At 44.6% G+C, this 11817-nt stretch carries 13 protein-coding genes; 12 read left to right on the top strand and 1 reads right to left on the bottom strand.

All coding sequences use genetic code 11. The features are described 5' to 3' along the window. Positions 1–21 precede the first annotated feature (21 nt). From murA to pgeF, 12 genes are all read left to right on the top strand, one after another. Positions 22–1281 (top strand): UDP-N-acetylglucosamine 1-carboxyvinyltransferase, encoded by a 1260-nt coding sequence (murA, locus tag KVG29_RS01370; RefSeq protein WP_252225919.1) that lies wholly within the window; start codon positions 22–24, stop codon positions 1279–1281. Between the two features lie 39 nt (positions 1282–1320). Beyond that, the gene (locus tag KVG29_RS01365) at positions 1321–2061 is read left to right on the top strand and encodes a cell division protein FtsQ/DivIB (RefSeq protein WP_252225918.1); all 741 of its coding nucleotides are present in this window, start codon (positions 1321–1323) and stop codon (positions 2059–2061) included. Beyond that, positions 2061–2789 carry a DUF881 domain-containing protein gene (locus KVG29_RS01360; protein ID WP_252225917.1) on the top strand — a complete coding sequence of 243 codons (729 nt, stop codon included), beginning with the start codon at positions 2061–2063 and terminating at the stop codon, positions 2787–2789. Before KVG29_RS01365 ends, KVG29_RS01360 begins: the two co-directional genes overlap by 1 nt. 10 nt (positions 2790–2799) lie before the next feature. After that, the gene (locus KVG29_RS01355) at positions 2800–3543 is read left to right on the top strand and encodes a DUF881 domain-containing protein (RefSeq protein WP_252225916.1); all 744 of its coding nucleotides are present in this window, start codon (positions 2800–2802) and stop codon (positions 3541–3543) included. Positions 3544–3547: 4 nt separating this feature from the next. Beyond that, on the top strand, positions 3548–3895 hold the full coding sequence (locus KVG29_RS01350) for a small basic family protein (protein WP_252226195.1): 348 nt from the start codon (positions 3548–3550) through the stop codon (positions 3893–3895). Positions 3896–4227: 332 nt separating this feature from the next. Continuing rightward, entirely contained in the window at positions 4228–5274 is a 1047-nt protein-coding gene (ftsZ, locus tag KVG29_RS01345; RefSeq protein ID WP_420840512.1) for a cell division protein FtsZ, read from the top strand. A 257-nt stretch (positions 5275–5531) separates the two neighbouring features. After that, positions 5532–6446, top strand: a complete 915-nt coding sequence (gene spoIIGA, locus KVG29_RS01340; RefSeq protein WP_252225914.1) for a sigma-E processing peptidase SpoIIGA — start codon at positions 5532–5534, stop codon at positions 6444–6446. 20 nt (positions 6447–6466) lie between these two features. Continuing rightward, positions 6467–7198 carry an RNA polymerase sporulation sigma factor SigE gene (gene sigE, locus KVG29_RS01335; RefSeq protein WP_420840508.1) on the top strand — a complete coding sequence of 244 codons (732 nt, stop codon included), beginning with the start codon at positions 6467–6469 and terminating at the stop codon, positions 7196–7198. Positions 7199–7295: 97 nt separating this feature from the next. Next, a complete protein-coding gene (sigG, locus tag KVG29_RS01330) occupies positions 7296–8069 on the top strand; it encodes an RNA polymerase sporulation sigma factor SigG (protein WP_252225912.1) in 774 nt (257 codons plus the stop codon). Between the two features lie 208 nt (positions 8070–8277). Continuing rightward, positions 8278–8529 carry a YlmC/YmxH family sporulation protein gene (locus KVG29_RS01325; protein WP_252225910.1) on the top strand — a complete coding sequence of 84 codons (252 nt, stop codon included), beginning with the start codon at positions 8278–8280 and terminating at the stop codon, positions 8527–8529. Between the two features lie 233 nt (positions 8530–8762). After that, positions 8763–9227 (top strand): transcriptional regulator NrdR, encoded by a 465-nt coding sequence (nrdR, locus tag KVG29_RS01320; RefSeq protein WP_252225908.1) that lies wholly within the window; start codon positions 8763–8765, stop codon positions 9225–9227. A 20-nt stretch (positions 9228–9247) separates the two neighbouring features. Beyond that, the gene (gene pgeF, locus KVG29_RS01315; RefSeq protein ID WP_252225907.1) at positions 9248–10081 is read left to right on the top strand and encodes a peptidoglycan editing factor PgeF; all 834 of its coding nucleotides are present in this window, start codon (positions 9248–9250) and stop codon (positions 10079–10081) included. 35 nt (positions 10082–10116) lie between these two features. Here pgeF and ychF read toward each other — a convergent pair whose 3' ends face one another. Continuing rightward, positions 10117–11211: a redox-regulated ATPase YchF gene (ychF, locus tag KVG29_RS01310; protein ID WP_252225906.1), complete on the bottom strand. Its 1095-nt coding sequence runs from the start codon at positions 11209–11211 to the stop codon at positions 10117–10119. Between the last annotated feature and the right edge of the window lie 606 nt (positions 11212–11817).

The following is an 11817-nucleotide window of genomic DNA, read 5'->3' as shown; positions in this document are numbered from 1 at the left end:
TTGTGAAAAGAGGTGTGACCAATGGCACAATATATCATAAATGGCGGCAGGCGATTGGAGGGAAAGCTGCGTGTAGGCGGTGCTAAAAATGCCATTCTTCCCATACTAGCAGCGGTTTTGTTGACTGAAAGACAAGTTGTTTTACATGACTGTCCCAAGCTTCTCGATGTCGAAAAGACCATCTTGATCCTTGAAGCTATCGGTTGCAAGGTGAAGAGGGAAGGCAGGGATTTAATCATTGACCCTTCTACGGTGTCCAGCTGGGTAATACCGGATTGCTATGTTCGGGAGATTCGTTCCTCCATAATATTTTTGGGAGCAATGCTTTCTAGGGCTGAGAGGGCACGGATCACATATCCTGGAGGTTGTGAGATAGGGCAGCGCCCCATTGACCTCCATCTCAAAGGGCTCAGGCAGCTGGGAGTACTTATAGACGAATCTAATGGGTACCTGGATTGCGTTGCGCCCAGGATGGAAGGAGGAATTGTTCATCTAGATTATCCCAGCGTGGGAGCTACCGAAAACATAATGCTGGCAGCGGTAAAGGCCAAAGGGCGTACTGTTATCCATAATGCTGCCAAGGAGCCGGAGATTGTGGACCTGCAAAACTTTATCAATGCCATGGGAGGGAATGTACGGGGAGCGGGTACCAATACCATAGTGGTGGAAGGCGTGCAGAGTGGTTTCAGTGAAGTAGAATATACCATTATTCCTGATCGCATTGTGGCGGGTACTTATATGGTTGCAGCTGCTATAACGGGAGGCGATGTCTTAATCGATAACGTAATACCCGAACACGTTCAGTCCATCATATACAAGCTGAGGGAAGCAGGCTGTACTGTTCATGTGCAGGACTCATGCGTAAGGGTGAAGGGAAAATACCGGCTCAGGGCTATAGAACACATCAAGACTTTACCGTATCCGGGGTTTCCAACTGATATGCAGGCTCAGTTTACAAGCCTGTTGTCGGTGGCCAGGGGGACCAGCATAATAACCGAGACGATATTTGAAAACAGGTTCAGGCATGTGCCGGAGCTTGTGAGGATGGGAGCTAATATCAGGATTGACGGACAGACCGCCATTATACACGGGGTCAGGAGTTTGAAGGGTACTACTGTTGTGGCCAAGGATTTGAGAGGAGGAGCGGCGCTGGTGCTGGCCGGACTGCGCGCCGAAGGCCAAACCATTGTGGAAAACGCTTTTTACATTGATAGAGGCTATGAACAGCTTGAAGCCGTATTGAGCAACATAGGAGCTGATATTGTGAAAACAAACGATTAAATCTGAGCTTGTATATAAATGAAAAGTCGAGGGAGTTTTATGGGAAACGGAAGAAGAAAGGGGTTATTCCTGCTATTGTTTTTGCTGACTGTGCTAGTTGCTATGGTATATATTGGTACAGAAGTGTTTCAGGTAAAAAAAGTAACTGTTACAGGTAATCAGAATATAAAAGATGATGATATTATTCGGATAGCAGGAATACCCATAGGCCAAAATATTTTTAAAATAGATAGAAAACAAATAAGAGAAAGGATTGAGTCCAATCCTCTTTTAAAGGTTTTGTCTATAAATTTTAAATATCCTGACGAGGTTATCATCAATGTAAAGGAGAGAAAGCCGGTAGCGGCTATTCCTTATTTGGGTTCTTATGTAGTTGTCGATATAGAAGGCTATGTGATGGAGATATATGATAATCTGGAGGACATGCCTTATCCACTGGTACAAGGATTGGGGTTGCGGGGATGTACAGTGGGCAAACCCCTTTCTGTTGCTGATTCGTATCAGATGAAGGCTTTAAGCCGCGTGCTGGATGAGGTATATAAACAGCAACTCGAAGAAGATATCTCGGAGATAATTATGGACAATCCAAATGATATTTATATCGTTTCCCGTAATGGCACTGTTGTAAGATTGGGACAAGCCATAGAGGTTGATAAGAAGTTAAAATGGCTTAAAACCCCCAACTTTCGTCAGATTGACAGTACAGGAGCAAAGGGTATGCTTGATGTAAGCATTGCAAATCAGGCAATATTCAAACCTTTGGAGGAAGAGGTGGACTAATGAAGAAATCCTTAAGTGCCCAGTTGTCGGTAACTCTTGTAAGCTTGATATTAGGACTGGCTTTGGCTGCCCAGTTCAAAAACGTTCAAAGAGTAGGGGGAAGCGTCTCTCTGCAGCGGACCCAGGAACTTACACGGCAGGTACAAAAGCTGGAGCAGGAAAATGAAGCGTTGGAAGCCCGTATAGAGGAGTATGAGAGGAGGATAAAGGAGTTTGAGAATGCGGTTCAGAGCGAAGGCCAGAGCAATAAGCTGATTTACGAGGAGCTGGAGCGTACCAGGATGCTGGCTGGCCTTGTAGACGTCCAGGGCCCTGGCGTGGTGGTGACTGTCAATGTTAAATATGTAAACGAATGGGGGCAGGATGCCATCGTTCAAAACGTACGCTATGATGACCTGCTAAAGTTGGTGAACGAGCTCAACGCTGCCGGTGCCGAAGCAATTGCAATCAATGACGAGCGAATAATTGCCACCACTGAAATACGGAATGCAGGCGACTATATAGTCATAAATACCAATCGCTATTCGGCGCCCTTTGAGATAAAAGCAATTGGAAATCCTGACACGTTGGAGGCGGCTCTCAAGCTGCTAGGAGGAGTTGCCGATGACCTTGGTGTATATTTGCAGATCAACATCAAGAGGGTGGACAATATCAGGATTCCTAAATACAGGGGAACTTTTCAGTATAAATTTGCAAAGCCGGTTCAGGATACAGATGCCAGGAGTTGAGGGGTAGGGAATGAAGGTAAGGAAGGACTTGTTAATTTTAAGCTTTATGGCCATGCTTTTGAGTTACTTCATTGTGAAGTGTTTTGACAATCAGAGGATAGGCTATGATATAGGGGTTACAACTTCTGTACACAAGATTCAGGAATTGATGAGCCAGCTTAAGGCTCTGCAAGAGACAAACCGTCAACTGAAGGATGACCTAAGCCAAAAAGAGGTTGTACTCAATAAGTATGAAAAGGAAGCTACAGAAAGAATATATAGGGGAGAGGAGATTAGAAAGCAGCTTGAACAGGCAAGGATACTGGCAGGGCTTACTGATTTGGAAGGGCCTGGAATTGAAGTCATACTCAATGATCGAAAAAAAGATACCATCATGCCAGATGAGCCTTATTCTATTTCCGATTTTATCGTGCATGATATAGACCTGTTAGAGGTGGTCAATGAGCTTAAGGCAGCGGGTGCCGAGGCCATTGCTATAAACGGTGCAAGGATTTTGGCCACATCCAGGATAAGCTGCGGGGGGCCTACCATCACCGTTGGAGCAGGCCAACGGTTTGCTCCGCCGTTTATCATTCATGCTATCGGTGATCCCGATGCCCTTGCTGATTATTTTAAACGACCTGATAGTGTATATCATATACTTACCTTTTATGGCCTTGAGTTCAGCATCAAAAAGCTTGATAATGTAAAGATACCCCGATATTATGGGGAAGTGAATTTCGATTACGCCAGGCCCGTTGAAGGAGGTGAGTAGTTTGTTGTTGCCCATTATCGGAATTTTAGTGGGCATAATACTGGGGTTAACGTTGCCTATACATATACCCATGGCGTATTCATCCTACATGTCAATTGCTGTCCTTGCAGCTTTAGACTCGGTCTTCGGTGGGATAAGGGCAAGCCTCGAACAAAAATTTGAGCCAGATGCTTTTATATCCGGATTTTTTGGCAATGCATTTCTAGCTGCAGGTCTGGCTTATATAGGAGACAGGCTGGACGTGCCTATATATCTGGCAGCCATCTTTGCTTTTGGTACCAGGCTTTTTCAGAATTTTGCCATGATTAGGCGCTATCTTTTGAATCGTTGGCGTGAAAGATTAAGGCAATGAGATTAAATAAAAATTGCTATAAAGAGATTTAATTTTATTCAATTATGTGGTAACATACTATTATAGTAAATTTGTCAGTTTATACTAAATTGATAGGGGACATGCCTTATACAAAAGCATGTTTAGTTGATTGGTAAAAATAAGCAATGAAAATAAAGGCAGGTACATATGCCTCGATTGTGCTGACCAATCTGTGAATGAGCAGACAGCCAGTGCTGCATCTACGAATATCCTTTGAAGATAAAGGTAGTGTCGACTACCTTGAAATCAGTTGAGTGAAATCTTTTAGGTTGTAAAGGGGAGGGTGTATTTTGATAGAGTTTGATATCGACATGGAACAATTTGCTGAAATTAAGGTGGTCGGGGTAGGGGGCGGAGGAAACAACGCCGTAAACAGGATGATACAGTTTGGCCTGAAGGGTGTAGAGTTTATTGCCGTAAATACCGATAAGCAGGCTTTATTTGCTTCCCAGGCTAACCAGAAGATACAGATTGGCGAAAAGCTGACAAAGGGCCTGGGTGCCGGTGCCAATCCCGAGATTGGACAGAGGGCAGCTGAAGAGAGCCGAGAGGAGATTACGCAGGCACTAAAAGGGGCTGATATGGTATTCATAACAGCAGGCATGGGTGGAGGTACTGGGACAGGGGCTGCTCCGGTTATTGCCGAGATCGCCAAGGAACTGGGGATCTTGACGGTAGGGGTGGTCACCAAACCTTTTGCGTTTGAAGGTAGGCAGAGGATGATGAACGCCGAAAAAGGGATTCAGGAACTCAAGCAAAGGGTTGATACCTTGATCACCATACCCAATGATCGGCTGTTGCAGATCGTCGAAAAGCGTACCTCTGTGTTAGAAGCGTTCCGAATAGCGGACGATGTCTTAAGGCAGGGCGTGCAGGGTATTTCCGACCTCATAGCGGTTCCGGGCTTAATCAATCTGGATTTTGCCGATGTGAGGACCATTATGAAAGAAAGGGGATTGGCACACATGGGCATTGGCAGGGCCAGCGGTGAAGGACGTGCTTTAGAAGCGGCCAAACAGGCCATCCAAAGCCCGCTGCTTGAGACCACCATTGAAGGTGCCAGAGGCGTGCTGCTGAATATAACCGGAGGCGAAAACTTAAGCCTATATGAGGTCAATGAAGCAGCAGAGCTGGTGGCTCAGGCTGCAGATCCGGATGCCAATATAATCTTTGGAGCGGTGATCGATGAAAGCCTTCAGGACGAAATACGAATAACCGTAATTGCTACCGGTTTTGAGGAAAAGAATAAGAAAGACGACGGGAAAAAGAAAATAGAACGGGCGGCAGAAAAGCTCTTTTCAAGTACCCGGGATGACGATGACCTGGATATACCCATTTTCTTAAGAAGAACTAGATGATAGGAGGCTTTTCATGTAGGGTTGGTTAAAAGTACGCAAGGAGACCCCATCGCTTCGTGTGAGCCACCACATCTACAGGTGGCTGGTAGTTTATGCGTATTTGTTGTAACATACAAAAATAGAGGGAATTTTAGTTCAAAGGTGCAAAACGACAATAAAAATTGTTTTTATTGTCGTTTATTTTTTTGTTTTATCAGACCTATTTTTACAAATTTTTAAACATGCCCTGCTTTATAATAAAGGTGAAGGTAAGGGGAATGGGGATGCTGTATGGGGTAGAGTACAGATATGTGGATATATTATGGCTAGATAATTTTGTAATAAATTTTTCGATACTGTGGATTACCTTCAGGATATCTAAGGTAAAGGGTTCTCTTTGGAGGTTGTGGATTTCAGCGGGAATAGGGGCTTTATATGCAATCATATTTTTTATACCGGGATTTGAAGTTTTGCATAGCTTTTTCCTCAAAATAGCTTTATCGTTGATAATGTTGCTGGTAGCATTTAAGTTTAACACTTTTAAAGACTTCTTTAAGGCATTCACTTTCTTCTATGCTACTACTTTTGTTTTTGGAGGCGTTGCGCTGGGGCTGTATTTTTTTACACAGGATTATATGGCTATCGAGAAAGGCGTTTTTGTGATAAAAGATTACCCTGTCAATAAGCTGATAGTAACCGGGGTGCTAGTCATAATCTTAATGCATGCCATGTGGCGGTTTATTCGCCTGCACTTTTCCAAAGACGAGCTGCTGTATAAGGTAAAAATACACTTTGATGGGAAGGAAGTCATGGTTGATGCACTGCTTGATACTGGCAACATGCTTTTAGACCCCATAAGTAAGCACCCTGTTATGGTGGTAGAGTTTTCAAGGGTTAAGGAGTTGTTGCCTCAGGAAATACGAGAGATATTTACTAGGTCGCTGGAGGGTGACTTTCATACGGTGGTCCAGGTTGTCAGCAAGTCAGGGTGGATTGAGAGATTTAGAATAATTCCATATACCACGGTAGGGAATCCTAGTGGTCTGTTGATGGGTTTTAAGCCCGATGAGGTTTTAGTATTAAAAAACGGAAAATGGTATACCGTTGGAAACGTTGTTGTTGGGATATATAACAATAAATTGTCGAAGAGTGAGCATTACCAGGCATTGGTCCATCCAGAGATAGTCGCTTGAAAAAAGGGGGGAATTGTAAAATGACATTTTGCAAAAGGCTTACCATGCAATACTACTTTTTCATCATGAAACTGCTCATTAAATTTTCCCCACTAGAAGGCTTGCCCATCTTCTACATAAGCGGGAGCGAAGCCCTTCCGCCTCCCCTTACCAATGAGGAAGAGGATCAGCTTCTTCATCGGTTGGAAAAGGGCGATACCTCTGTAAAGAGCACGTTGATTGAGCGAAATTTAAGATTGGTGGTGTATATTGCCAGGAAGTTTGAAAACACAAAGGTTGGGGTGGAAGACCTGGTTTCAATTGGAACCATCGGGCTTATTAAAGCAGTTAATACGTTTGATCCATCAAAGAAGATTAAGCTGGCCACCTATGCTTCACGGTGTATCGAGAATGAGATTTTGATGTACCTTAGAAGAAATTGCAAGATGAAAGCAGAGGTATCGTTTGATGAGCCTTTGAACGTGGACTGGGATGGCAATGAACTGCTGCTATCCGATATACTTGGGACCGATAACGATCTGGTCTATAGAAGCATTGAAGACGAAGTGGAGAAAGAGCTGTTGGATATGGCTATAAACAAGCTTTCAAAGCGGGAGAAGCGCATAGTGGAGCTGAGGTTCGGGCTGGGTAACGGCAAAGAAAAGACGCAAAAAGAAGTGGCTGATATGCTAGGAATTTCCCAATCATACATATCGCGGTTAGAAAAAAGGATAATAAAAAGGTTAAAAAAGGAAATTAGTCGCATGGTGTGATGCTGAATAAAATCCTCTGTCCAAGGTAATACTTTCAATAGAATCTGTTCGAAGAGTTAGCAGCAACATCGCGTGAAAGGGATGGAGGATTTTTGGTATGTCGGCAAACAAAGTTGAGATTTGTGGCGTGGATACATCCAAGTTACCGGTACTTTCCAACGAAAAGATGCGAGAGTTGTTTGAACGGATGCATGCAGGCGATAAAAGTGCGAGAGACGAATTCATCCAGGGAAACCTCAGGCTGGTATTAAGCGTGATTCAAAGGTTTAGCAACCGAGGGGAGAACATCGATGACCTTTTTCAGGTGGGGTGTATCGGACTTATTAAGGCTATTGATAATTTTGATCTTTCTCAAAATGTAAAATTCTCAACCTATGCTGTACCCATGATCATCGGAGAGATAAGGCGGTACCTGAGGGACAACAATTCCATAAGGGTTAGCCGCTCGTTGAGGGATATCGCATACAAGGCACTGCAGGTACGGGATCAACTCATAAGCAAAAACGCTAAGGAACCTACCATAACCGAGATTGCTAACGAGCTCAACCTTCCAAGGGAAGAGGTGGTATTTGCTCTGGATGCCATCCAGGACCCGATTTCCCTTTTTGAGCCCATCTATCATGATGGAGGGGATGCCATTTACGTGATGGATCAAGTAAAAGACGAGAAAAATGAGGACGAGAGCTGGCTTGAGGGGATAGCTTTAAGGGAGGCCATGAAGAAGCTTAACGAGAGAGAGAAGATCATATTGACCCTAAGGTTTTTTGAAGGTAGGACCCAGGTAGAGGTGGCGAAGGAGATAGGCATCTCACAGGCCCAAGTGTCCAGGCTTGAGAAAACGGCCCTTGCACATATGAGGAAGTATATATGATGTTAATTTAAAATCAGATTCAGAAGAGAAGCCTTTGCTTTTGTGTAAGGCTTCTCTTTTTGTCATTTTGTTTTGCTCAATGCCTGTTCGAAGGATGAACGTTGTAGATGTAATTGAATTTCATATGGAGCTATATGGCATTTTCAAGTTCCAATGTGAATAAACTTTAATTGGACGAAAACGCGGATAAAAACGGGGGAGGGTTACCATGGAGAAAACTTCTGACTTCAGGCAGAAGGAGGTTATCAATATCAGAGATGGCAGGCGGTTGGGTGTAATAGTCGATATGGAGTTTGACCTGCAAAGCGGGAGGATTACAGCCATTGTGGTGCCTGGCCCCAGCCGGTGGCTGGGATTTTTAAAAGGGGATCAGGACCTGGTCATCCCATGGGAGAATATAAAGAAGATAGGGGATGATGTTATACTGGTTGATGTGGATCCGGCAGTCATAAAGAGGTAAATCTATCCAGGGAAGGGCAGTGTGGCTTTAAAAACACATAAGTGTGGACGAGCTGACCTAAAAGGGCTATAATAATAAAAAAGAAGGCGAGGCTTTTAGCCCTGCTTTCTTGCTTAGCTGTCCCAAATACCGCCTGTTGGGGGTGGGGCAGCCTTTAAAAAGGCGGATTATAAATACCCTAACCATCTAAACCGGCGTATATTTGCGAGGTTTAGATGCTCGATTGGCCAGCCATGAAATGCCCTTTTTGCTACCACATGGAGAGCAAGGTGGTGGACTCTCGTCCTACCGATGAAGGCCTTACCATTCGCAGACGGCGTGAGTGTACCAAGTGTGGCAAGCGGTTTACTACTTATGAGAAAATTGAGCAGCTGCCGGTATTTGTCGTCAAGAAAGATGGCAGAAGGGAATCCTTCGATAGGGATAAGATCATGAGGGGGCTGTTGAAAGCCTGTGAAAAGAGGCCTATATCCCTCAAGGATTTAGAAGCGCTGGTTCAGGATGTCGAAAAGCAGGTCTTCAATTCCCTTGAGCAGGAGGTTACCAGTCAGCAAATTGGCCAGATGGTGATGGAAAGGCTAAAGAAGCTGGACGAAGTGGCGTATGTGCGGTTTGCATCGGTGTACAGACAGTTCAAGGATATAAATACCTTTATGGAAGAGCTAAACAAGCTTTTGAAGGAAAAAATGACTGAATGAAGGGAAAAGGATGTTCAGGCATGGAATTCAATATGGGTTTTGAGCTGAAAGAAAGACAAGGCGTATGGTACTGCGTTATACCAAGTTTTGAAAGGACCGGATTGGTGAACCATGGTTTCAGCACCAGAAAGGGAGGAGTAAGCGATCAACAGTATAGCACCTTGAATTTGGGATTTAAGAAAGGCGATTCTTGTGATGCGGTTATGCAAAACTTTTTAAGGTTTTGCCGTGCGCTGGATATAAACCCTCATAATACAGTGTTCTCCGACCAGGTACACAGCGACAAAGTAGCTGTGGTTGGCGCCGGTGATAGGGGGAAGGGTGCCTTTAAGGAGAGCGATATACTCCAGGTGGATGGCCTTATAACTCAAGAGCCGCAGGTGGCTTTGGTGACGTTCTATGCCGACTGCGTGCCTCTGTTCTTTTTAGATCCTGTTCGCAGGGCCATAGCCTTAAGCCATGCAGGATGGAGGGGTACGGTAGCTTGCATAGGCGCAAAGACGTTGGAGGGCATGCGCTGGATGTTTGGTACGCGCCCCGAGGAGTGCCTGATAGGGATTGGCCCATCTATAGGCCCTTGTTGTTTTGAGGTGGACCTTCCGGTGGCAGAGCAATTTGCAAAAGTCTTTGACAAATATAAGGATATAATAATAAAGCCCGGTCAGAAACCGAGCAGGTATTACGTAAACTTGTGGATGGCAAATGCCCTGCAGTTGGAAGAAATGGGGATTCCACACCACAACATAACTGTAGCGGACATGTGTACTAGCTGCAATCAAGACCTGTTCTTTTCTCATCGCAGGGATAAAGGCAATACAGGTAGAATGGCCGCTATATTGATGTTAAAGGGTTAAGGCTAAATAAGCAACAATACCAGTATGTTCTGCTGTTATACGTTAAAGCGGAACAGCACCACGTCGCCGTCCTGGATGACGTAGTCTTTGCCTTCAGACCTTACCAGCCCCTTTTCCTTTGCGGCTGTATAGGACCCCACGGCTACCAAAGTGTCATAGGGGATGACTTCGGCTTTGATGAAACCCCTCTCAAAGTCGCTGTGGATTTTACCTGCGGCTTGAGGAGCTCTGGTGCCCTTTTTGATTGTCCAAGCTCTAACTTCTTTGGGACCGGCAGTCAAAAAGCTTATGAGGCCCAGCAGGCTATAGCATGCCGATACCAGCTTGTCCAGCCCCGAGCTTTCCAAACCCATCTCTTGCAGAAACATCTGTTTTTCTTCGTTATCCAGTTGCGCGATTTCCTCCTCGAGCTTGGCACATATGACCACTACTTGAGCGTTTTCCTTTTGGGCGTATTCTACGACCTTTTTGACCAGCGGGGAATCCTGAGCATTGCCTACGTCCTTTTCGGATATATTTGCCGCGTATATGACAGGCTTTGAGGTGAGCAAAAACAGCTGTCTTACAAAATCCTGCTGTTCTTCTGAGAAGGTGAGGCTTCTTACAGGAATTCCTTTTTCCAGGTTTTCCTTTATGTACTCCATTATCTGCAACTTTTCTATGCTGTGCTTATCCCCACTTTTTGCCATTTTTTGCACTTTTACCATCTGCCTCTCTAGGCTTTCCAGGTCGGCAAATATGAGCTCCAGGTTTATAATCTCTATATCGCGGATAGGGTCAACGCTTCCCTCCACATGGGTTATATCTTCATCTTCAAAGCATCTGACTACATGCACGATGGCGTCCACTTCGCGTATATGAGACAGAAACTTGTTGCCCAGTCCCTCGCCTTTGCTGGCGCCTTTGACCAAACCCGCGATGTCAACAAATTCGATGAACGCAGGGGTGACTTTTTCGGGCTTATACATTTCGGCTAGCTTGTCCAGCCTGGGGTCCGGAACCGGTACCACCCCTACATTGGGCTCTATGGTGCAGAAGGGGTAATTTTCGGCCTGCGCTCCGGCTTTCGTTATGGCGTTGAACAGGGTGCTCTTTCCTACATTGGGTAACCCTACTATTCCCAGCTTCATGTTCATACTCCTCCAAATACTGTTAATATAGACGTTTACATCTGAAGAATTATATATTATTTGCCCAAAATAATCAATGTTAAATCGCAGGCAGCAGCGTTGGGAATGTCTTAAAATGTTGAATAAAATGCCGTTTTTTGATATCATATGTTTGTACGTGAGGGCGAAGATAGCAACTATATTACGAAAAGACAATTTGGCCTTTTAAATCAATTTGCTAAGCTTGTGATATAGATACTTTTGTCTTTGTGTGCTTTATCATAAAAGCAGCTCTGCGGGAAAAACTAAAAATGAGGATTACTTGAATCAATAAAAAGGGTATTGACAAGCAGGGGTTGTGTATGATAATCTATAACGGCTGTTGGCCAAGGGAGCTGATGGCGGCTTAAGAGAGCGTAATAAAAGGAACAAAAAAAGGGTATTGACAAAGTAAAGTTGATTTGATAGTATATAATTCGCCGCTCTGGAGGGGGCGGCGGAGGGAAATGGTCCTTGAAAACTGAACAGTGGTTGGAAGGCCAGGTCAATTCTGGAGAGGTAAGACTGATTTGCGGCAAGTGATATGAGTTTAGGATATAGATTTTAAGTGAAGAGTTTGATCCTGGC

It is taken from the genome of Caldicoprobacter algeriensis (assembly GCF_023838525.1).
Taxonomy (GTDB): Bacteria; Bacillota; Clostridia; order Caldicoprobacterales; family Caldicoprobacteraceae; genus Caldicoprobacter; species Caldicoprobacter algeriensis.
This window is presented reverse-complemented; position numbering and strand designations above follow the sequence as displayed.